The organism is Ruegeria sp. CDSA079, assembly GCF_059612245.1.
Map to the genome: position 1 here is coordinate 1 of NZ_JBXWQF010000003.1, position 23,415 is coordinate 23,415.

Here is a 23,415-nt window from a genome sequence, read left to right on the forward strand (position 1 = left end):
GCTTGCATCCCGGGCCGAAGGCAGCGCAAGAAACCTGTGAAGTACGACAAGCGTCGTTACAAAAGACGGAACCGGATCGAGATCATGTTCGGCAGATTGAAGGACTGGCGACGTGTGGCAACCCGCTACGATAGATGCCCGAAAGTCTTCCTGTCAGCCATCGCACTCGCCGCACTCGTCATCTATTGGCTATGAGTCCTGAGCCTAGCAGCTGTTGCTTGGCTGTGACCCGCGATCTTCGCCGCCACGTATGGATGTACGTTTGCTCTGACGAGCCGACTAACAAAAATGCTTCGTAGATTCCGGATCGTGAGGTTGGTTAAATCGGCTTTGCGGCAGATTGATTTCCAGGCCACATGGATATCCACCAATTTTCGGCCCGTGGGTGACGGAAACACGTATCCGTCCCGGCGACCGCTTACCATCTGCCAATCCCTGAGTGCCGGCAAAAGCTCGTTTGAGATTGGCACTTCTCTTTCTGTGGAAGTCTTATTGTTCTCGCCACGGATAGTCAGCATCCGGTTCTCAAAGTCTAAATCCCGCCACTCAAGACTGGCGCATTCGCCCAAACGGAGGCCGCAGTAATAAAGGGTAAGGACCAAGGGTCGGGTGTATAAAGTGGCATCGTAGTTGTTCACCACGTCCAAAAAGCGGCTACGCTCGGCATCCGACAAGATACGCTGCTTGCCACCTTTAATGGTGGGAAGTGGTTTAAAACCGCGTAACGGATGGCGCTCAATCAAGTCAAGTTCCAGCGCGCGGGTCAAAACCGACGAAATGGAATTCACCGTTCGATTCACGGATACCGGCGTGACGCCTCGGCCAAGCATCTTCTGTCGAACGGCGTCTATGTCAGAGCGACTGATTTCGTCCAACGGCTTGTTCTTAAGGTGACCGAAGTTGGTTTTTATCCGGTTCACCTGGGACTTTGGGCATTTTAGATTGTTTTCACACCAACTCGCATAGGTGGTTGCCACAAATTCTCTCAACGTCGGAATCTGTTTTTTGACCGGCACCACACCTTCCAACTGATACCGGCTGAGCGCTGCTCTGGCCGTTGCCCTGGCCTCGGACATCGATACTACCGGCCAGCTACCAAGCTTGACCCGCTTTCCGCGCTTGAACTGACAATAGTGGGAGATGCTTCCGCTTGGCTGGACCCGGACCACATATCCGGTCACATCGGAATCACGGAGGTCTTTGATCTTCTCTGGAGGGTTCGCGGCATGGCGCTTTAACAGGGCATTACTGATATTCACCGGCATTTCGGCACTTCCTCACTATTCATTACTGTGGTGCTTTCGTATTGCCGAAAAAACACTACGAAAATCAGCGACACAATATACCCAGCAACAGGGAGGCGGCAACAAAGCTTTTAAAAACAACGCACTAGACGTTGTTCTAGATATACATCGGTAGATTTCTGTTGAATGAAGTGGTGCGGGTGGAGGGACTTGAACCCCCACGCCTTGCGGCGCCAGAACCTAAATCTGGTGCGTCTACCAATTTCGCCACACCCGCAACCATGCGCCTCGGCGCCGGAATGATGCGCTCATAACAAAGCTTCTGTCCGAGTGCGAGAGGTAAATTGAGCATTTGAGGAAGTTTTGTTGCTCAGATTTTGAGTGTAGGAATCTTTGAATTTGAGCCGCCAAAAGGCACTGATACTATGAGAAATCCTGCAGTGGGTCGTGGTTTTCGCATATGGTTGCAATGGTGGTCCCTGACCCTGTTCTTGCACGACTATGGGAATCCGATCGATTGACATGTTTTCTTCTTTTTTGCTGAGAACGGGCCCTGTGCGAAAATCGACAGGGATAGTTCGAAAGACGCGTTTACGTTGAGTGATGGCCTCTTATTTAGTCAAAAATGAATATTGGCGAAGCGATTGGGCGATAAAAATGAGACCTTTGACTTAAGGTCCAGTACCTGACTTTGCCGCTCGCGGTTCGTCACTAATTTTCCCTATAACAATATGCATTTTATAGCTTTTCCCGGCCATACGGGCCGCTCCCAAGGAAATAGCACTGAACGGCTGCTGTGAACTTTCTGTGCCCACAAGCTGTGATGTTTCCAGCGACGGTACTCGTATGGGTTGAGACATTCTTATGGGTGGGCCGCCATGAAGCCGCCACATTTCAACCGCCAAAAAATCTTATTCGCGTCAAAATAAGACCGCCTTGAAGGGTCTTCTTGTTTGATAGGAGTTAATGAGTCTTTTTCGCCACTTTGGCACCGGTACGAGTTTTCTGCTCAACTCCAGTACAAGGTTTTCTGCTGTGACCGATATGAACCCTACCGTTGCCGCCGAGCAAGAAGCTGTCTTCTTTGCTCGCGAGAGCTTTCTTGGCGAGCTCAAGACCCTGAACCGAGATCATCCGAATACCGGCTTTGGTATTTCTCTGCACACGCATTCCGGAGAACACTATCTGCTGGCCAATGCACGTATGCCTTTACCTGCCGTAAAATCCGAAGGTTTCCCGACCGGGCGCCGTGTTGCGCGACTTGAAAACGGCGACCGCTTCAGCTCGATTGAAGTGCTGGCGGATTCCAAAGCCTACGAAACCATTTCTCCGTGTGCCGAGGCCGAGATCCTCGGTAACGCACTGGATCTGATCGCACGTATCGACACTCTGACAAGCATCCCGTCTGGGCGCGTGTCACACGAACCCCAGATTGCTGCTACAGGAACCGGAGGTTAAGCATGGCGCGCAACGATCACCTTTTGTCTGTCGGCAACGAAGCATTGGCCCCGATGACCTCTGCCATGTCTTCACTGACGACGCAGATCGATCACTTGACTGAGGTGGCTGATGCGCGCTCCTCGGCACGGCTGGCCACCCTCAAGACGCGGATGGAAAACTTCACCGCCAGCATCACGATGGTGGGTCAGGTCAAGGCAGGCAAATCATCGATTGTGAACATACTGGCCGGGCGCCCTGCCCTGCTGCCGTCGGATGTCAACCCATGGACGTCTGTGGTCACGACCCTGAACATCAACACACGCCCGCCAGGCGATACTAAAGCCAAGTTCACATTCTTTGAGCAGGAAGAATGGGACAATCTGATGGTCGGCGGCGGTCGTCTGGGGGAACTGGCGAACCGGGCTGGCGCAGATGATGAAATGGACGACATCCGCCGTCAGATCGGTGAGATGAAAGCCAAATCCGAAGAACGCCTTGGCAAGCATTTTGACCTGATCCTCGGCCAAAGCCATCAATACGATCACTTCGATGAAGAACTGATCAAACGATATGTGTGCCTGGGCGACGAAGACGATCCGGATATCGACCCGAAAACCGGTCGCTTTGCTGATGTCACCAAGTCGGCTGAGCTGTATATGGATATCCCGCAATATCCGATCGCTCTCAAGCTTTGCGATACACCCGGCGTTAACGATACATTCATGGTGCGTGAACAGATCACGCTGCGCAGTTTGCGCGGTTCTGAGGTCTGTGTCGTGGTTCTGGCGGCAAGTCAGGCGCTGACCACGATGGATATGGCCCTGATGCGTATAATCGCGCAGTTCGAGAACCGTCAGATTGTCCTGTTCGTCAACCGCATCGACGAACTCTCGGATCCGGTCAATCAGGTGCCGGAAATCCGCGACCGCATTCAGGACACGCTGAAACAGAACAATATCGATACCAACACCAGCGTCGTCTTTGGCAGTGCTATCTGGGCCGAAGCAGCCCTGACCGGCAATCCGGATATTCTGACCGAAGAGTCGCGTGAAGCCCTGAATACCTTCTACCTGGCGGCCGGGTTTGGGGATCAGGCGGCTTCACTGGACAAAATCTGGGCACTGTCCGGCCTGCCCGATCTGCTTTTGGCTATCAACGAACGTATTGCCGAAGGGGCCGGGTCTCGACTGATGGACCGTGTGCGCCACCGGGCCCGAAACATCGCCAGCCAAATCCGCGCGACAGCGGTCGCCAAGAACCTGTCCGACGGCGAAGGCGTCGCTCGGGACCTAGACGGCGTGTCGCCCGAAGAGGCCATCAACACGATGTCGGCGGAATACGATAAGAAAGCTGCCGAGTTGACAAATGCGTTGCGCGACAAGGTGTTGGAGCGTCTGAACTCGGCCGAGGCCAGCTTTGTCAAACGCGCAACGGACTCTTTGATCGCGCATCTTGAGAAGAATGGCGAACAAGGCACCTGGCAGTATGACCCGGCGGGTCTGCGTACCCTGCAAAAGGCCGCCTATTTCAGCTTTGCCCGCGCTATGCGGAAAGACGCCGGGGCTCTTTATAACACAGCTGCTGCTGATGTTGAGGCGCTATATCATAAGATACTCGGCAACCACCTGGGTGAATTCAGCATAGAAGCGCCCATCGTGCCTCGCGTGCCTCCACCACTTGGCATTGGCCGGACGATTGCTCTGGACTTGCAAAGCACCTGGTGGCGGCGATGGTGGCAAAAGCGCAAGGGCTTTGAAGCATACGCTGCGGATTACACGCGCTTGATAGCGTCTGAGGCAAATTCGATCACCAAGGACATCGAAGAAAACCAAGTCGCAGCAGTGTTGGAAAATGTCCGCGCGATCCTGATGGATTTCATGCGCGAGCAGAAAGAAACCTTGCTGAGCATCTCGTCGACGGCTGATAAGAACGCAGGTCAGACTGCGGCGGCGATGGCGGATTTACAGCCCCAGAAATCCAAGGACGAGATTCTGGGTGACATCCTAAAAGATCTAAGCAACGAAGCGGCATAAGTAGAAAAATGGCAAAAGATACACAATCACGCTTTGTTTCACCGAAGGCATGGGAACGTATCGAGCAGTGGTCCCGCCGTAAACCGGTTTTCGCTCTGATGGGCGAATTCAGTGCCGGTAAGTCTACGTTGATGAATTTTCTGTTGCGAACGCAGACCTTGCCGACGCAGGTCACTGCAACACAACTGCCTCCGGTCTGGTTCAGCTGGGGTGATCGTGCACCCTATATCAAGCGTCATGATGGCTCTGTCGAAACTATAGAATTGGACGATCTAGAATCTGTTGGTGTCAATGACGCGCAGTTTATCCGCGTATTCCTTGAGGCCGATATCCTTGAGGCGGTGGATCTCATCGACACGCCCGGAATCTCGGATCCTAAAATCTCGACGGATGTCTGGCAGCGGGCCGTGGGTCAGGCGAATGGCGTTTTGTGGTGTACCCACGCGACCCAAGCCTGGCGCGAGACAGAGCGTGCAACATGGGTATCCCTGCCTGAACGTTTGCAGCACAATTCGCTGCTATTGGTCACCCGCGCGGATGCTCTGAATCTCAAGGACCGTCAAAAGGTTCTGCGCCGCGTGAACCGCGAGGCCGGGCATCTGTTCAATCGGTCTATTCTGTTTTCCGCTCGGGATGCAATTGTCGCGCGTGACAAGACCGGCGACGCAGAGATGTGGTCGCGCAGCGGTGGTGGCAAGATGATCGACAGTTTCCTGGAGATCACAGAGCAGATCATGGACAATCGTGCCGATCAACTGGCCCGGTATCAGATTGACAAAAGTCAGTCAGACGCCCCGAAAGTGCAGCCCATGCGCCCTGCACGCTCATCGGACAGTGACGCGCAGGTCGAAGCCGCGCCCTTGCGGTTGGTTAACCCGTTGGAAACAGACGCTCAGCCCGCGCAGAACGACACCGCGGTTGTCACCAGCTTTCCTGTTCGGCCTGCGCGCGTGGAGCGGCGCTCGGATGAGGCCGAACGCGTGCGGATCGACGCTGAAGAAGCTGAACGTATGCGGACCGAAATGGTCTCGGAGCCGGATCCCCTGCCCGAAGAGCCGGATACAAGCGATGATTTGCGCGCCTTCTTCAGGGACACGTCGAATGATCCTTTGGAGCTGACCAATGTGGCCGGCCTTGAGGATGCAATCGACGAATTCGAACTGTCAGACGAAGCGGATCTTGATGACGAGATTGATGATCTGTCGGAAGAGGTGGCTGACGTAGAGGTGATCGAGGCGCAAGCTGACGAGATTGACAATACCGATGATGTTCTGACTTCGCTTCACAGCACTTTGCGAGACGCCCCGGTCGACACAGATGTCTCGGGCGAAAAGGCCGAAGAGATCGACGAGCGCGAAGATCGCGGCATCGAGGTTTCGGTATCCTCTATCGCAGCTTTGATGGCGGCTCAGCCCAACATCACTGCTGAAGACTATGAACCGGAGCCCGAGAACAGTGGTTTGATCGAAGCGGCTCTGTCAGATCGGGTGGATGCAGTCGATTCAAATGTCGCGGCGCTGGGAGATCTGCCGGAAGTTGCCGTTGGATCCCCTTTGAGTGCAGCCGCAATGTGGCGGGAAGTAGCAAGTAGTGAAGACTTGCCTGAAGATGCAGATGGCTTAAAAAACGTGTTCAAGGCATTTTTGGCTGAGTTTGATCAGATCGCAATCGAACACAGCGCGAAGCAGACGAAGGAAGTACTGCAATCCATTCCAAAAGCAAAAGAAAGTAGTGCGGCGGAATGGCATGTGTTGTAGAGATCGTCGAATTAGGAAAATGGTCAAACCTATAGGGATAACAAATAGTTAGATGTCAATTCAGGAGGCATTGAGCACGGCAATCGAAAAGATACCCGACTGCGTTGCAGCCGGGTATGTCGATATGGAAACAGGGATGCTTCTGGGGAGTTGCGTCTCGGATCCGGAATGCGCGGAGTCTTTGGACATATTGGCAATCGCTGTGGCCAATCTTTTTCAAGGGCGCGGGGTTGCCGCGTTTGAAGCGCTAATGCGTCAGACTGGACGCGACGATGCGGAGAATACAGGGTTTGGTGAGATCGCTGTGTTCTCGAAAGATCGCCTAAACATTTTTTTGCGGACCAAGGAATATCCTGATCATGTGGTCTGCTATATCTGCCGCAACAGCGCAAATGTGGGATTGGCGCTGACAAAATCACATCTCAGCCTGGGGCCGGTTGCGGCCGCAGTCTGAACGGGACCAGAGGGGGTCACGGTATGATGGATACTGACATTCTGGGCATGCTTGAAGATATCGGGCGGTCTTCGGTGGCACGGTTGTCGCCAGCTGTGATGATTACGGGGGACTCCGCTGTGTCCCGGCGCTCGGCAATCCTGCGCGCCATTCGCGGTACGGTCCTGCCACGTCGGTTAGAGTTTACAGCCGCCAATGGGGCGTGTCTGGCACTTGAAGTGAACAGCTCGCGGGTCACGGACGTCTTTCAAGTGCCCGATGGGCCGACGCCGGATTTCGAAACCGAAACGCGTGACGCACTGGTTGAAAAGTTGGCGCAGCTGGTGTCAGACATCGCAAACGCCCCTGCCCCGCTTCAGCTGATGTCGGGTAAGCCGGATTCAGCTCTTGAGGCCGACGACGTGGGTTTGACGTTCAGCGAAATCGAAAACGCGTGCGCTGCCATAGATATATCCGCTGAACCGATTGTTTCGGTCGTGCCAGACATCGACGCTTCGGAAGAGGATGAACCGTCCACGGTTGAAGATAGCCCTGCCAACTTGGCCCAGAAGTTCTTTGATCATGCGGGCCGTTTCGCCACAGGCCGTATGTTGCTCGACGGGACAAGCAACGCCGCTTTGGCTTGCGAGGGTTCCTGTCAACCTTCCCAAGACTTGCATCCCGATCAGGAGGTTTTGGCACGTTTCGTGGCTGATCTTGCAGGTTGGGAGAATGATAGTCAGGAGGAGTTTGACAGCCCCCATCTCATTGTCATGCGGCCATCGGGCGGAAAGGGCGCGGGAATGGCGGTGCTGAGCGACAGCGATCAAATAGCGGTTGCTGTCCACGATGCGCGCAAGTTGGGGGCGGTCGTCAATCTGTGGACCTCTTTACAGGGGGTAGCTGAATGATTGCCTCCATAGCATTCAAATTTTCGATTAATTCAATCCGTTTTAGTGTGACCAAGGTAGTGAGTAATGAGTGATACACATCGCCGCGAGCTTATACGCATCGCAGAAGACATGAATGAAACCAGCAATGACGAAACGCGGCATTTCATTTCGCGCATCATCGGAGATCTGGGAAGTCTGAAGCCGTCAATCGCATTTGTAGGGCAGATCAAGGCAGGAAAATCACGTTTGATCAACGGGTTCACCGGGCAGGCTGAATACCTGCCGTCAGACGTTAACCCGTGGACCACCGTGATCACCGACATGCATTTCGGGCATCCCTCTGGTCGGACCGATGGGGCTGAATTTCATTTCTTCGACAATCACCAGTGGCAATCCCTGATCGCCGAAGGTGAAGAACTGCGCAACATGTTCCCCGATGACGAGGACAGCTATAAGCGCGAGATGATCGAAGAACAGGTCGAGGCCATGAAGACCCGGGCACGCCTGCGTCTGGGCGACAGCTATGAACAGCTGTTGGGACAACACCACGATCTTGATCAACTCAACTCGGACGATCTGGCGCGCTATGTATGCGCCGGAGATGATCCTGCCGAAGATGGCGGTGTCGATCCGGGCAGTGATCGTGGGCTTTACAGCGACATCACCCGCAAGGCTGAAGTCTATTTCGACATCGGACATTTCCCGTTCCCATTAACCGTCACGGACACGCCGGGGGTCAACGATCCGCTGTTGATCCGCGAAGAGATTTCGCGCCAATACCTCAAGGAATCCGATTTCTTCGTGGTGGTTCTGTCCGCGCATCAGGCGTTGTCACGCGCGGATCTCAAACTGTTCCGCCTGATGCAGGCGCTTGAGCTTGGTCAGATCGTTGTTTTCATCAACCGTGTCGATGAACTGGGTGGCGGGCCCGAAGACGCGACCAAAGTGCGTCTGGATGTTTTGGACGGTCTGGAGAAGGCGCTCGGTAATTCGGACATCGACGTTCTGATGGGCAGCGCTCAATGGGCTCATTATGCGCTGACCGGCGACGAAACCGGCGTGAACCATGACCATGTCCTGGCGTGGCTGCGAGCGCACCCGGAACAGATGCAGCAATACCTGAACGGCGTTGCCGAGATCAAACAAGGCCCCGGGCCGATCAGCCGTGAGGCCGTGTTGCGCTTTGCTGCAATGATCGCTTCGGGACTACCGGATTTGCGCCGTCATGTTACCAAAGCTCTGACGGACGGGCCTATTGACGAACACCTTCGGATGGCGTGGCAGCATCTTGACAGTTTCGCGCGAGGCGAGCTTGAGCGGTCCCAGGTTCATCTGCGGGCGCTGCAAGATGAAAACAATTCCGACGCACGTAGCGCAGATGACAGTGACAAGACCCTTGGTGAGTTGCGCAAACTGATTGCCGATAAGACACAAGACATTACCCGGGACATGGATGATGTCCTGTCCAATCTGCGCGGGGTAATGGATGATACAGTCGCTGAATCCGTCTCGGCCGTAGTACGTGGACCGAATGGTCAATCGCCTCTTCTGGCCAAAGGGGGTGCGACCGAACTGAACTTTACCCCCCTGCGGGAACACATGCGGGAACTAATGCAAGGCGCGTCGCAAGTGGTGCGCCAGCGTATGCTGAGCGAGCTCTATACCATCGATATGCAATGCAATGCGGCTTTGCGTGCATTGCCGGGTTGGCAAGAACCGGTCGATAGTCGCATGAACACCAGCGCTGTTCGTTGGTTCCGACCCGATACCACTGCGCTCACCCGTGGAATTACGGTCGAGTTGCGTGTAAACTGGCTATCGCGCCTGATCTCGCGCAACAGCGTTGTGACGCAGGCAGAACGGATGATCGTGCAAGAGTTCGAGCTGATCGGCGACGACCTGATCGACACGACACGCGACAACTTACTGGAACGGCTGAATACAGTTTTGGATCACTACGTGGCCCTGTTGGCGGGCCATTTCGAACATCGCTCTGGCGCGGGTGAATTGAATGCTCAGGCCGAAGCACAAACTGCATTCGACCGGGCGCGCCGCATTGCTATGGATCTTGAAAGTGTCTTTGGAACAGGCAGTGTGGACGAACGACTAGCAGAGGCTGCGGAATGATTGAATTTCCCGGAACCGAACAGGAAGTGCGCCAGCTGGAGCGTTTTCTGACCGCGACTGAAAAACTGTCATCGGATGCAAAGTTGGAGGACATGCGCGCACGGGCGCTGGCCCATGCCGAGCGGCTGTCCAACGCGGTCAATATCGGGTTTGCCGGGGAATTTGGCGCGGGCAAGTCGAGCCTGGCAAATATGCTGGCCGGTGCAGATATTCTGCCCACAGGCCCACAGCATCTGAAACTGCCGCTTGTGATCGTGGCTTATGCCGATGTGCCTGAGACGACCGTGGGCTGGTGGAACAAGGAACCCAAGACCTATTCCGGGATCGCGCTTGAAAAAGCGGCGGCGGATGATCCGGATTTCATCTCGGTGGGGATCAACACGCCTGCCCTTAAGGAAATCTCGCTGTTTGATCTTCCTGGGTCGGGTGCCTTGGACGATACGTATAAAAAAACTCTGGATCTGCTGAAGTTTGTCGACTGCGCCATCTGGTGCACAAACGGTACAAATGCATGGCGCGAGACTGAGCGCCACTTGTGGTCGAAGGTGCCGCCTGAACTTCGCGCGAACAGTCTGTTGGCTGTTACTCATGCCGACCTGCCGCCGGTACAAGGGTCACTGGACCGTGTTCTGGCACGTCTCAACAAGGAAAAAGATGGGATGTTCCGTGAGATTGTGCCGATTGGTACCCCGGTAGCGGTCAAAGCGATGGCTCAGGAGCCGGAACCTGACTTTGCTCTGTGGGAGACATGCGGCGGACAGAACCTTGCCGAACAAGTTCTGGATGCAGCGTCCAATCGGAGGCGCAGTGATCTGGATGCCGCTCGAAAGGATTTGCAGCAGGAGTTTCTGCCGTACCTCGAAGAGCTTGAGGGTCCCGAACCTGAACCGGCCGTTTCTGATACACCTGCGATGCACGCGACTCTGGGCTCGGCCCTGCCGCCATTGAACAATCCCATCCTCGAAGATTGGCTGGCCGCAATTGCCAGCATTTATGAAGACCTTCGCGAGTCGTCCAACATCGAACCCGCAGCATTCTTGCATAGCTGCCAGGAGATCGTGGAAGACTTCGCTGAACGGCTGGAACAAGGGGGTGAGATCGACCCCGACGCAGATTGGATTCCGGCGGAATTCGAGAAGGCAACGGACCTGTTGTTGCTGCTGCAATTTGAAAGTGGTGATGCGCCTTTGAATGACGCGATCAGCATTCTTGCGCAGCTGGGTGACAACCTTGCCTGGGCCGGCAGCACAGTTGCCGCAGCGCAATCCAAAACCGGCACTTAATAATTTCTCGTTAAGATTGAGCGCGACTCAGCGATTCGAAGGGCCGAGGAATCGGCCCTTTATTGTTTCGAATTCGTAGACCAACCACTGGATTTTGGGGTGTACGTTTTCACTGATACCGTCTTGTCGATCAATATATAGTATCATCACAACCGAAAAGCACAATATAAGCCAAAATCGAAAAAACGGTCCATAGTGAAGCCACGAGGCGGCCCCAATAAAGTCAAATTTGAACCGTCTAACCGTTCTCAAGTGTCCTGCGGTTGTTTTGGTTGTGAGTTCGTGGGCTGTCGGCCCTGTTTATTTAAGCCGCAAAAAACGAGTAAAACGGGCGGATTGAAATGAGCCACAACCAGGCTGTCGGTGCGACGCACGACGAACCAAAAATTGAAGGATTGCAACCTGGCGCGAAATTGTTGCGCGGGCAGTATGAAATCCTTCGCTTCCTAAGCAACGGTGGATTCGGAATTACCTACCTGGCGCGCGACAGCCTGGAGCGCGACGTAGTGATCAAGGAGTGTTTCCCCGGTGCCTTGTGTCGCCGAAACGGTGATTTGGTCGAGCCCAATGACCCGTCCTACAAGGAAGATCTGCGGGCTATCATTGATCTGTTCATTCAGGAAGCCCGCAATCACGCACGCCTTGTGCACCCCAACATCGTCGACGTGCATCAGGTGTTTGAAGACAACGACACCGCCTATATCGCGATGGATCTGATCCGTGGTTGCGATCTGCTCGATTACGTTGAAAACCCTGAAAACGACACGGGTCCGGACTTTATCGTGCAGGTCACGGAAAAGATGTTGTCGGCGGTTTCGTTCATTCACCAAAGCGGCATGTTGCACCGGGACATTTCACCGGACAATATTCTGATCGATGAGAACGGTGATCCGGTCCTGATCGACTTTGGCGCAGCGCGTGAACAGGCGGCCAACAAATCTGCGGCTCTGCTAACCCTGCGTGTCATCAAAGATGGTTACTCTCCGCACGAGTTTTATGTCCGGGGTGCGGAACAAGGACCGAGCAGCGATCTCTATGTTCTGGCAGCAACTCTTTACCACGCCATCAGTGGCGAACGCCCCGTAGACGGGCAGAGCCGTTTGAACGCCTTCAATAACGGGCAGGACGATCCCTATGCCCCGCTGACGGGACGTTTCGAGGGATACCCCGAAGGTTTCCTTGAAGCGATTGACAAGGCGATGGAGGTTCACGCCACAGACCGTTTGCAGACAGCGCTGGACTGGTTGCGCATGTTCCGTGGCCCGGGTGTGATGTTCGACACCTTCGCCTATCGTCCGGTTTCGGTGATCGTCGGTATGGACCGCAAGGACAAGGAACAAGAAAAAGCACGCGTCAAAGCTGAAAGCGAAAATGCCGAAGCGGTTGTGACGGCCCTTCTGGCTGGCAATGCAGATATCGTTGTTGGAAACGACGAACAGAAGAAGAAAGAAGAACTCGCCAAGATTGCGGCAAAGGAAGAAGCTCCTCTGGCTGTCGATACCGTTGTTCAAAGCGGCTCTGGTGGAAGCGGTAAATTGATCGCCGGAGCGGCCGTGGTCGCAGTTGCCTTAGCGGCAGGTGGGTTTTTCGTCATGTCAGGGGACAAGCCAGAAGAAAAGGCCGAGACCCCGGTTGAGCAATCCGCAGTGGATGTTCAAACAGCCGAAACGGAAGCACCCGTTGCGGAGGAGGCTTCCGCCACTGAAGCGCCTGAGGCCGTAGTGGTCTCGGATCCTGCCCCAGCGCAGGCAGAGCCTGTCGAGCAGGCACAAGAAGACGTTGTAGAGCCCGTTGCCGTGGAAACAACACCCACAACAGAAGAAACGTCGGCGGTTGTGACGCAGACGGCAGAAGCACCAGAAACCGAAGCGGAACCCACGGTGGTCGCAGACTCCGCAGTTCCTGCGGCCCAACAGGTGTCCTTTGCCCACTGGGATGTGGAAATTCCCTTCCAGACGTCTCAACGTCGCGGCTCGACGGGGCCGACAATTGCAATCACCGGGATAAACTCCAATCAGGATATGAGTGTGGTTGGCGAATGGGTACAGCGTGGAGCTGTAATCTTTACCCTCAACGGCAAACCTGTGCGCCAAGATGTATCCTTCGCTGCGCAAGTTCTTGACACTCTGAGCATTGATCCCGACGGCTATACCCGAGTGGCGGCCCGCTATCGTCCGCTTGGACAGACCCGGGCTCAGAATGGTCTGCTTGCCCTTCCGGTGATGCGGTCCGTGGGGTTGGAGAACGGCTATGCCTTCTCAGTGAGCAGTTCGGGTAACGAAAGTTGGCAGACAGAAGTCACGTCCGTTCCGGGAGATTACGCGGGCAGCTTGCAACAAGGCGATATCCTACTGAGTGAAAGCCAGACGGGAGCAAATCTGGACGGTTCAGACAGTCTTGACGCAATGCTGGTCGAGCTTGTCTCAGAAGGCCGTGCGGTCGCCCAGCTGACCGTCCTGCGAAATGGGGTCGAAACGAACGGAACCATGCCGCTTGCACAGGAGTAATCTGACCGGTTCGTTGTGATCTGCCAGTGTGTGTTTGCTGAGGGTGGCACCCAATTCTGCCACCCCGGCGGGAACCGGCCCGCCGCAGAATGTACCAGTTTCCTTGAGTATTCATCGAGTGTCTCTGTGCCGTGAGCGCGGGGATAAGTAGCAGCCCCTCGGCACAAGTTGTTCGTGCCGCCAAATTGAAGGTGTCGACACCATGTTTAAATACAAAAGCCCTCTGAGCCGGCTTCTCGAAGGTGCCGGCAAGACCAAAGAAGAAGATACGTCTGAAAAGGCGGAGGCGACAGAAATCGCCGCGTCTGAAGAACAAAAGCAAGAGCCGATAGCGGACTTCAACGCGCTGCGCGCTGCATTGGCCGGAGGGAACACGACATCCGAACCTTATGAAGAAACGGATGAGCTGATCCCGGAAGAGAAAATGCCAGAGTTCGATGAGGCTGAGGTCACTGAGGTGGAAGAGCCCGTTGAAGAGTCCATCTTTGCCGAAGCGCCCACCGACGAAGACGACGCGCCGACGCTGGACTCGGCAGTTGAAAACACGGCTGATCCGATTGAGGACGAACAGGTTATCACCCTGCACGTGGCTGACGAACCTGTCTCGGCCCCGGTAGAAGAAGCCACGGAACAGGTCGAACCTGAAGTTGCCGAGATGCAAGACACGGCAGCCGAGCCAGCGGTAGAAGCCGAGGTGGAAGACCTGCAGGTTCAAGAACCCGAACTGGTTGAAGAGATCGTTGAGCCTGTTGCTGAGACTGCCCAACCTGCCCCTGCTCCGGCAGAAGATCGCCGCTCACGCGTTAAGACAACCTTCCTGGGTTTCGAGCGGGCCGATACACATGTGCAAGACCTGATCGAAACCGCAGCCCCCGTGGCAAAAACGGAAACCGCGCAAAAGACTTTCCCCGTTGGCTGGCTGGTTGTCACTGCTGGTCCCGGACGGGGTGCTAGCGTCACACTGACCGAAGGTCTAATGCAGATCGGTCGCAACGATGACCAAGCTATTCAGCTGGATTTCGGCGACACCGGCATTTCACGTTCGAACCATGCTGTCATTGCCTACGACCCTGAAGATCGCAAATGTTATCTGGGTCATGGCGGCAAGGCCAACCTTGTGCGCCTCAATGGCAAACCCGTGCTCAGCACTGTTGCCCTGTCAAACGGTGACCTGATCCGTATCAGCGAATCCTCTCTTCGGTTCATGGCCTTCTGCGACGAAGGTTTTGATTGGCGGGATTCTTAATAGATGCTGGCGACCCCGGCATATGATGTTGCGCTGATCCTGAACCAGGGTCAGCGAGAGACGCAGGAAGACGCCATTGCTGCACGCATGTTTGATGCGTCCGCTGCGGGTTACGTCGTTATCGCGGACGGAATGGGTGGTCATGACGCAGGTGAGGTCGCGTCAGAAATGGTGGTCGCAGCCTGGCGTGACGCGCTTGAGGTCGAGCTTGAGGCCGAGACCCTGAATGAGAGATCCGCGATCGATGCGCTACCCCTGGCCGCGATGCAAGCCAATGCCGCGATCGCCGCTCATAACGAGGAACAGGGCGAGAGCTTCAATATGGGCGCGACCCTTTTGGGCATCCTGCTGCTGGGGCATCGCGTTTACTGGATATCGATCGGAGACAGCCCCCTTTACCTGTTCCGCGATGGGACGTTGTCTCAGGTAAACGAAGATCACTCGATGGCGCCCGTGATCGACGAAAAGCTGGCTGCCGGAGAGATCACGGAAGCTGAAGCCAAGCATATGGACCGAAACCAGCTGACCTCGGTCATCATTGGTGGTGGCATCCCCAAGGTGGATTGCCCGGAAGAGCCGTTGCTGGTGTCGCCGTCTGACATCCTGATCCTTGCCAGTGACGGATTGCAGTATCTTAGCGACAACGAAATTCAGTCAGTTCTGAAGGAACACGGGCAGGCTCTTGCTCAGGACATAGCCGAAGCTTTGCTTGCGGCGGCCCTGGCCAAAGGCGATCCGGATCAGGACAACCTATCCATCGCCGTCGCGAAACTCACAAGAAATTAAACAGGCTAAGCAACAGGACCCATGAGAAAAAATCTTATCATATCCAGCCTTGCCCTCGCAGCGGCCACCGGAGCTGCTTCGGCGCAAGAGGCGTGTTCAAGCTATGAAATTCAACGCGGCGATAGCCTGCGGGAGTTGGCAATCGAGGTTTATGCGACCGAAGATTTTCGCATTATTTTCGATGCGAACCGCGATGTCATCGGCTCTAACCCCAACATCATTCGTGTCGGCGATGTTCTGGAACTGCCCTGTCTCGAAGATGTCGGACGTGCTCCGGTGCTAGCCGATACCGAAGCAGAACGGCTGGCGGCTGAAATGGCGGCAGAGCTGGTGAAGGCCGCCGAGGAACGTGCCGAAAAGGCCGTTGCCGAAGCTGAAGCCCGCGTTGCGGCTGCGGAGGCCGAAGCAAAGAAGGCGAGTGAAGAGGCCGTTGTTGCAGCACGGGTTGCAGCGAAGGAAGAGATTGAGGCTGCCCGGTCGGAAGCCGCAGCTTTGATCCGGAACGCCGGAACGGGAGAACGCCCCGAAATTCGTGATCGTCAGTTGCTGCTGATCACTGGCAGTAACTACGCTCCGTTTACCGATGAATCGCTGCCGAACCGGGGTCTGTATACGCATCTGGTTGAGACAGCCATGTTTCGCGCCGCACCAGAGCAAGCCTACAAGATTCAGTTCGTGAACGACTGGTCATCGCATTTGGACTTGTTGATGCCGACACTGGCCTTTGACGGCACCTTCCCGTGGTCGCGCCCCAATTGTGAGGAAGCCGCGGCACTGTCGGAAAGCGACCGTAACCGGTGCGAAACCTACAACTTCTCAAACCCATTCTATGAGGTCGTGGACACGTTCTTTGCCCGTGAGGGATCAGGATACGAGCAGACGTTGACCTATGCCGACTTTGCCGGAACGACGATCTGCCGCCCGGAAGGCTGGTCACTGTCTCATATGGACGTGGTGAACCTATACGAGCCGGTTATCAAACTGCTACGCCCGACTTCGCCGGATGATTGCTTCCACGCCCTGATGGAGGGCACTGTCGATATCGTGGCAATCGAAGCGCATCTGGCGGTCGAAGCCATCGATCGGCTCGGATATCAACACCGGATTATCGAAAACCCCAACCTGGCGGCCATCAAGTCGCTTAACGTCATGACCCACAAAGATAATCCTGACGGGGAAGCAATCCTTGAGACGCTGAACCAGGGTCTGGCAATCATGCAGCAATCGGGCGAATGGCGAGACATCGTTTCAACCGCCCTGCGTCATCAAATGGAAAATGGATAAGGCCCCGATCTGGCCTGACAAACTAAAGTCTGGAGGAAGTGGACATGTTTAACGAGAAGATGAAGAAGGTAGCGCTTTCAGCAACCGCTATTACCGCTCTGAGCGCGGGTGCCGCTGCAGCACAGGAAGCTTGTACCAACTATACCGTACAAGACGGTGACACCATGGCGACAATTGCCATCGCGGCTTATGGAACGTCGAACTATCAGCCGATCTTCAACGCGAACCGGAACGAAATTACGAACCCCAACTCTCTCGAGCCGGGATTGGTTCTGGCCCTGCCTTGTGAAGACGGAAGCCTGCCGAATGGTCAGACCGCACAGGAAATCATCGCGGCTGAAGAACAACGCGCGGCCAGCGTCAAGCGTTCGAGCGTTTACCAGCCGCCAATCAAGCTGGTAACCGGCAACGGCTGGGCCCCTTTCGCGGACGAATCGCTGAACGGTGGCGGTGCGATTACACGCTTGGGCACCACAGCTCTGCAGCGTGGCGGAAACGCGCGGGATTATTCGGTCAGCTTTGTGGATGACTGGAATTCGCACCTGGAAACCCTTTTGCCGCTGGGCGCCTTTGACGTCTCCATGGCGTGGAACATGCCGGACTGCACCAATCGCACTTATGAATGGTCGTGGGAAACCGAAGTGCGCTGCACTCAGTTCGACTCGTCCGTACCAGTCTATGACATCGTGGTCGGCTTCTACACCATCCCCGAAAGCGACTTTGCTGGCGCAACAACCTTTGAAGAGCTGAAAGGCGCCACGATCTGCCGTATGGACGGTTGGTTTATCCACGATCTGGAGCAGGAAGGTCTGCACAACGGTGAAACCATGACGCTGATGCAGCCGATCACTGCGCGCGAGTGCCTTGATGCTGTCCTGACCGGCACTGCAGATGTTGCAACCTTTGAAGTTCAGTTGTTCTCGGACACAATGGTTGAAATGGGTCTGAATCAGAACGACCTGGTCGAGAACCCGTTCGTGACTTCGCTGTCTTCGCTGCGCTTTATCAGCCACCGCAGCAATCCGTTTGGCAAGCAATACCTGGCGATGCTGAACAAAGGCCTGAACGAAATGCGCGAATCCGGTGAATGGTATGCGGTCGTTTCCGACACGCTGCGCGAGCATAACGAGAAACTGATGGCAGCTTCGAACTGATCCCTCGGTTCAGCTGAAACTCTGGGGCCGGTGCTTGAACCGGCCCTTTTTTTGTTTGCTGAAGCAACAGTTCTCTCAGAATGACAAAATTTTGCCGTTTATCTGCTTCATAATGGTTGAATACGCGCTTCACTCTGAATCCGAAGCGCAATCATCTTTCCCTTGGTGGGACTTAGACAGCATGAGCCACGCATGATAGAAGGTGCATTGGATCTCAGGAAAAGGTCGACAACTCCGGTCAATAGGCCGGATTTGGACATCGCTGTTATTTTGCCCTGTTATAACGAGGCGGTTGCCATCGGCGAAACCGTCAAGCAATTCCGAGCGGCCCTGCCGGACGCGGTCATTTACGTCTTCGACAACAATTCCACGGATGAGTCTGTCAGAATAGCTGAAGAAGCGGGCGCCTTGGTCTTTTCCGAACCCTATCAAGGCAAAGGCAATGTGGTGCGAAGGATGTTTGCCGATGTGGATGCCGACGTCTACGTTATGGCCGACGGGGATGCGACCTATGACAGTTCAGCAGCACCAGAGTTGATCAACCTTCTCGTGTCACGGAATCTGGATATGGTTAACGGTGCGCGTGTGAATGACGAGATCGAAGCGTATCGGAGAGGCCACAAATTCGGAAACGCATTGTTCAGCGGCCTAGTGAAGTTTTTCTTTAAAAGCAAAATCGACGATCTGCTCTCGGGCTATCGCGTTTTCAGCAAACGTTTTGTCAAAAGTTTCCCTGCGGTTTCGAACGGATTTGAGATTGAAACCGAGCTCACGGTCCACGCAATGCAGATGCGTATGCCGATTGGTGAGGTCAAGACCCGGTACTTTTCACGATTGCCGGAGTCAAACTCCAAATTGGCCACATTCTCTGATGGATGGCGTATTCTCAAGATGATCGGCCTGCTGATCAAAGACGAAAAACCCGTTCCGTTTTTCTTGTCTTTGGCTTTGTTGGTCTTCCTGCCTTCCCTCTTCGTCTTTGTGTCCGTTTTCCGCGAGTTCCTGGAAACTGGGCTTGTTGAACGAATCCCGTCTTTGGTCGTCGCTGTGTCTGGATTCGTTGCCACGATGTTGTCGATTGTATGCGCACTCATCTTGCAATCTCTTGCCCTAGCGCGAAGAGAAGCGCGCCGCCTGTCTTACTTGCGATATGAAGGTGTGGCGGCTTCTGGTGTTGGCCGGACTATGTCATCCGCCGTGAAGGCCGAAAGACGCCGGTTCGGCTGAAAGACTGAGATTTTCAATCCCCGCGGATGAAAGCTGGCAATGTTCCGTCGCCGTCGAGTTAGGCGTGCGTTGTGCGCCATAACATGGGGCTACCATCAGAATTGGCGATCTCAAAAAAGCAAATGACCAGCACCCCAAATGCTGGTCATTTTCTGAGTGAGTGATATAGCCCGAGGGCCTCACCAGTGAAATTCCGTGTTACCACAGGATTACCTTGGCTTGCATTTAACCGCTATTGGGGGAATCCCGTAGGTTTGAGAAATTTCTCTTTAAGCTCAGAAAAAATGGAAAAATGTTGAGACAGGTTTCTTAGTTTGCTTGAATGAATTTGCAATTAGCCGCAACGATCCCTTTTGGAACCAACGCGCCGTCAACCAACACATACGCGACAAAAAAAGGGACCGCGCAATGCGTCGGTCCCTTCCAGATTTCCAGCGGGTGCAAAGTGACCCGATGTCCCGTTGACGATTATCCGATGATCGCGTTCAACGTTGCACTTGGGCGCATTACAGCAGCCGTTTTTGCGGGATCGGTGTGGTAGTACCCACCCAGATCCGCAGCAGCACCCTGAGCCGCAGCAAGCTCTGACAGGATTTGTTCTTCCTTGTCGGCCAGCTCTTTAGCCAGCGGAGCAAACTCAGCTGCCAGATCAGCATCATCAGATTGTGCCGCAAGCGCTTCGGCCCAGTAGCGTGCGAACCAGTAATGGCTGTCGCGGTTGTCGGGCTGACCCACTTTGCGGCTGGGTGAACGGTTGTTATCCAGAATGCCCTGAGTTGCTGCTTCGGCCGCAGCGCCAAGAACGCCGGCTTTCGCGTTGCCTTTGCCGTCAGCCAGGAAGTTCAGAGATTCCCCAAGTGCGCAGAACTCACCCATCGAGTCCCAACGCAGGTGGTTTTCCTCAACCAACTGCTGCACATGTTTCGGGGCCGAACCCCCTGCCCCGGTTTCAAACAGACCGCCGCCATTCATCAGTTTGACAATCGACAGCATCTTGGCCGAAGTGCCCAGTTCGAGGATCGGGAACAGGTCGGTCAGATAATCCCGCAGCACGTTGCCGGTGATCGCAATCGAGTCATTGCCTGCAGTGATGGTCTCCAGCGACTGACGGGTTGCTTCGCGCGGAGCCATGATCAGGAACTTGTCGGCAACGCCTGCGGCCTCAAGTGCCGGTTTGACGTATTTGATCAGTTCCACATCATGGGCGCGGTTTGCATCCAGCCAGAAGATCGCCTCGGACCCGGTCAGGCGCTGGCGGTCCATGGCCAGTTGGATCCAGTTCTCGATAGGTGCTTTCTTGACGGTGCAAGACCGCCAGATATCACCGGCCTCGACGTCGTGGCTGTGCAGTGTTTCCCCATTCGCAAGAACGATACGGATCGTACCATCAGCAGGGGCTTGGAAGGTGGTAGGGTGCGAACCGTATTCTTCGGCCTTCTGCGCCATCAGGCCCACGTTAGCGACAGCGCCAGCGGTGGCTGGGTCAAGCGCGCCGTTGGCTTTGAAGAATTTGATGGTTTCGTCATATACCGGGGCATAGCAGCGGTCAGGGATCACACAATTGGTGTCACCCTTGGCGCCTGTCTCATCCCAACCCTTGCCACCTGCGCGGATCACGGCGGGCATCGAAGCGTCGATGATCACGTCTGAGGGGACGTGCAGGTTGGTAATGCCACGATCCGAGTCGACCATGTACATCGAAGGACGATCACCTTTGATCGCATCGATGGCAGCCATGATATCCGCGTTGTCTTTCACACGGTCCAACAGGTCGCCCAGTCCCGAGTTCGGGTTCACACCCAGTGCGTCCAGTTCGGAACCGAACTTCTCGAATACTGGGGCCAGCCATGCTTTGACGGCATAGCCGAAGATGATCGGGTCGCTGACCTTCATCATCGTTGCCTTCATGTGCAACGAGAACATGGTGCCGTCTTTCTTGGTGTCCTCAATGGCGTCGGCCAGGAAAGAAGATAAAGCTTTGACCGACATGAAGGTCGCATCAGCCACGGTGCCTTCTTCCAGTGGCCAAGCGTCCTTCAAGACGGTTACGCTCCCGTCTTTACCGACAAACTCGATCTTTGCGTTACCTGCCTGAGCAGCGGTAATGGTCGCGGACTTCTCGTTGGCATAAAAGTCGTTGCTGGCCATGGACGACACTTTGGTTTTGCCGTCCGAAGCCCATTCACCCATCGAATGGGGGTTCTTCTGAGCATAGTTCTTTACGGCTCGGGCCGCGCGGCGATCGCTGTTGCCCTCGCGCAGAACCGGGTTCACAGCCGAACCCTTGAGCGCGTCATACCGCACCCGGACTGCTTGTTCTTCGTCTGTGGCGGGTTCTTCCGGGTAGGCAGGAATATCATAGCCCTGCGCCTGAAGCTCTTCGATCGCCGCAACCAGCTGCGGGACCGAAGCTGAGATATTGGGCAGCTTGATAACATTGGCGTCCGGAGTTTTCACCAGCTCACCCAATGCGGCCAGATCATCGGTGATGCGCTGCGCATCTGTCAGCTTCTCGGGGAAGGTTGCCAAAATTCGCCCGGCCAATGAAATATCCTTGGTGCCAACGTTGACGCCCGCGGCAGATGCGAACTTGCGGATGATGGGCAGGAACGAGGCGCTGGCCAGCTCGGGCGCTTCGTCTACAATGGTATACAATATGTCGAAGTTCGATTTATCTACCATATTCTTTTACCTTTTTTAAGCCTTTCGGGGCGTGCGTTCCAAGAGTTAAGGCCACATTTGCGCGGCGCAGCAGGGGCGTGATTACGATACCGCCCCTGGGTGACTCTGTTTTGACAGGGCTTCCCTTAAATCACGTTGGGCTGGGAATCAATCGTATCTAGACGCGCGTTTTGCCACGGGCAGGAGGTTTTGCTTCCATGTGGGAGGGATTAACCGGATTGTGGACCAAGGTTTGAAAAGCCCACTTTCTGTTCCAAGTGGTGGATATAGTCATCAATCGCTTTGTTGATATGTAGCGTCGATCCCGCACGGGCTTGCGGGTCAACGGGCACGCCGGCTCCCTCTATAATATCAAGAAGGAGTTTTGGGGAGTAGGGGCCACCTTTTTCCAGGAAAGTGAGGTATTCCGCACGGGCGAGATCTGCCGCACCCAAAGCTGCGAAGGTATGGCTTCGCCTTATCCACTCAGTACCTTGCCCATGGATTACGTATCCAAGTAAAAGATCAATCGTTTTTCTGACAGAACCTTTGTCTCTCCACTGAATTTTGTTCTCTGCTTTCGCATAGGCCTCGGCGTACTCAACCCCCTTTTTCTCATCGCCGATTTTCATGTGGATCAAGGCAAAAAGCAACAAGTCTGCTGATGGATTGGGCGCAATCGATATTCTTTTCTCGATCGCGTTCAAGGCTTTTTCCAGATCATAACCGTAGCGCAGTTCATATGTGACGCGCGCATCGTGTGCCCATGGTTGATTCGGCCATTTCGCTTCAGCTTGTGCCAGATGACGTTCAAACGCCTCGGGTGGCATCGTGTCATAAAGCAACGTCAAGTACCGGGTGCCGGCATCTTCAAAACTCGGATCAAGTTCCAGGACTTTTTCATAGCCTTCCAACGCAAGGGGAACTTCACCCCATGTTCGCATCTTCTTTGCCACGTTGAACAAAACATATGTGCTGTTGGGGCTGATCTTTTGTGCCCGTTCCAAATCGGCCCGGGCACCGTCCTTGTCCTCCAGCGCTTTCTTGGAATAGCCGCGCCAGACAAGTGTAACTGCATCTTCAGGGTTCAAGGACAGCGCGCGATCTGCGTCCTCGATGGCTTGCTGGTAATGCCTGTGACTATGCAAAGCCTGCGCCCGTTTGGCGTAGTAGTCCCGACGTGCCTCCAACGGCTCGTCATTCAGATCAAGCAGCGCAGTGCAAGCCGGGATAGCCATTTCCGATCCACAGCCCATTCCACAGGCCGCGCGCAGCTTGACGTATTCCCTTTCAGCTTTCGAAGGCGTGTTAAACGACAGTAAAAGTGCCGTGCAAACGAC

At 54.9% G+C, this 23,415-nt stretch carries 17 protein-coding genes and 1 tRNA gene; 14 read left to right on the top strand and 4 right to left on the bottom strand.

All coding sequences use genetic code 11. The features are described 5' to 3' along the window. On the top strand, nucleotides 1-195 hold a 195-nt coding region (locus AC2FJZ_RS03935; protein WP_496776132.1), incomplete at its 5' end, for a transposase. Here AC2FJZ_RS03935 and AC2FJZ_RS03940 read toward each other — a convergent pair. Continuing rightward, entirely contained in the window at nucleotides 183-1,265 is a 1,083-nt protein-coding gene (locus AC2FJZ_RS03940) for a tyrosine-type recombinase/integrase (protein WP_496776133.1), read from the bottom strand. The genes AC2FJZ_RS03935 and AC2FJZ_RS03940 overlap by 13 nt on opposite strands. A 171-nt stretch (nucleotides 1,266-1,436) precedes the next feature. Continuing rightward, nucleotides 1,437-1,521, bottom strand: a tRNA-Leu gene (locus tag AC2FJZ_RS03945). A gap of 767 nt (nucleotides 1,522-2,288) precedes the next feature. Here AC2FJZ_RS03945 and AC2FJZ_RS03950 point away from each other — a divergent pair. The 13 genes from AC2FJZ_RS03950 (at nucleotide 2,289) to AC2FJZ_RS04010 (ending at nucleotide 19,414) form a co-directional block, all read left to right on the top strand. After that, nucleotides 2,289-2,702: a hypothetical protein gene (locus AC2FJZ_RS03950; RefSeq protein ID WP_496776134.1), complete on the top strand. Its 414-nt coding sequence runs from the start codon at nucleotides 2,289-2,291 to the stop codon at nucleotides 2,700-2,702. 2 nt (nucleotides 2,703-2,704) lie between these two features. Beyond that, a complete protein-coding gene (locus AC2FJZ_RS03955) occupies nucleotides 2,705-4,717 on the top strand; it encodes a dynamin family protein (protein ID WP_496776135.1) in 2,013 nt (670 codons plus the stop codon). Nucleotides 4,718-4,725: 8 nt separating this feature from the next. Next, on the top strand, nucleotides 4,726-6,474 hold the full coding sequence (locus AC2FJZ_RS03960; protein WP_496776136.1) for a dynamin family protein: 1,749 nt from the start codon (nucleotides 4,726-4,728) through the stop codon (nucleotides 6,472-6,474). Between the two features lie 52 nt (nucleotides 6,475-6,526). After that, nucleotides 6,527-6,928 (top strand): hypothetical protein, encoded by a 402-nt coding sequence (locus AC2FJZ_RS03965; RefSeq protein WP_050603913.1) that lies wholly within the window; start codon nucleotides 6,527-6,529, stop codon nucleotides 6,926-6,928. Nucleotides 6,929-6,951: 23 nt separating this feature from the next. Continuing rightward, complete coding sequence (locus tag AC2FJZ_RS03970; RefSeq protein WP_496776137.1) at nucleotides 6,952-7,818, top strand: hypothetical protein; 867 nt, start codon at nucleotides 6,952-6,954, stop codon at nucleotides 7,816-7,818. A 66-nt stretch (nucleotides 7,819-7,884) separates the two neighbouring features. Beyond that, on the top strand, nucleotides 7,885-9,927 hold the full coding sequence (locus AC2FJZ_RS03975; protein ID WP_496776138.1) for a dynamin family protein: 2,043 nt from the start codon (nucleotides 7,885-7,887) through the stop codon (nucleotides 9,925-9,927). Beyond that, the gene (locus AC2FJZ_RS03980; RefSeq protein ID WP_496668006.1) at nucleotides 9,924-11,210 is read left to right on the top strand and encodes a dynamin family protein; all 1,287 of its coding nucleotides are present in this window, start codon (nucleotides 9,924-9,926) and stop codon (nucleotides 11,208-11,210) included. The genes AC2FJZ_RS03975 and AC2FJZ_RS03980 overlap by 4 nt, the downstream gene beginning before the upstream one ends. Nucleotides 11,211-11,551: 341 nt before the next feature. After that, nucleotides 11,552-13,717, top strand: coding sequence for a serine/threonine protein kinase (locus AC2FJZ_RS03985; RefSeq protein WP_496776139.1), 2,166 nt, complete (start codon nucleotides 11,552-11,554; stop codon nucleotides 13,715-13,717). Nucleotides 13,718-13,919: 202 nt separating this feature from the next. After that, nucleotides 13,920-14,963, top strand: a complete 1,044-nt coding sequence (locus AC2FJZ_RS03990) for an FHA domain-containing protein (protein WP_496776140.1) — start codon at nucleotides 13,920-13,922, stop codon at nucleotides 14,961-14,963. A gap of 3 nt (nucleotides 14,964-14,966) precedes the next feature. Beyond that, on the top strand, nucleotides 14,967-15,749 hold the full coding sequence (locus AC2FJZ_RS03995; RefSeq protein ID WP_496776141.1) for a PP2C family protein-serine/threonine phosphatase: 783 nt from the start codon (nucleotides 14,967-14,969) through the stop codon (nucleotides 15,747-15,749). A 21-nt stretch (nucleotides 15,750-15,770) separates the two neighbouring features. Then, nucleotides 15,771-17,033: a type 2 periplasmic-binding domain-containing protein gene (locus AC2FJZ_RS04000; RefSeq protein WP_496776142.1), complete on the top strand. Its 1,263-nt coding sequence runs from the start codon at nucleotides 15,771-15,773 to the stop codon at nucleotides 17,031-17,033. Between the two features lie 44 nt (nucleotides 17,034-17,077). Continuing rightward, complete coding sequence (locus AC2FJZ_RS04005; protein ID WP_496776143.1) at nucleotides 17,078-18,187, top strand: LysM peptidoglycan-binding domain-containing protein; 1,110 nt, start codon at nucleotides 17,078-17,080, stop codon at nucleotides 18,185-18,187. 192 nt (nucleotides 18,188-18,379) lie between these two features. Then, nucleotides 18,380-19,414 (top strand): glycosyltransferase family 2 protein, encoded by a 1,035-nt coding sequence (locus AC2FJZ_RS04010; RefSeq protein WP_496776144.1) that lies wholly within the window; start codon nucleotides 18,380-18,382, stop codon nucleotides 19,412-19,414. A 468-nt stretch (nucleotides 19,415-19,882) separates the two neighbouring features. On the opposite strand, the gene AC2FJZ_RS04015 is transcribed toward AC2FJZ_RS04010, so the two are convergent. After that, entirely contained in the window at nucleotides 19,883-22,096 is a 2,214-nt protein-coding gene (locus tag AC2FJZ_RS04015) for an NADP-dependent isocitrate dehydrogenase (protein WP_496776145.1), read from the bottom strand. A gap of 209 nt (nucleotides 22,097-22,305) precedes the next feature. Further along, entirely contained in the window at nucleotides 22,306-23,265 is a 960-nt protein-coding gene (locus AC2FJZ_RS04020; protein WP_496776146.1) for a tetratricopeptide repeat protein, read from the bottom strand. Nucleotides 23,266-23,415 lie beyond the last annotated feature (150 nt).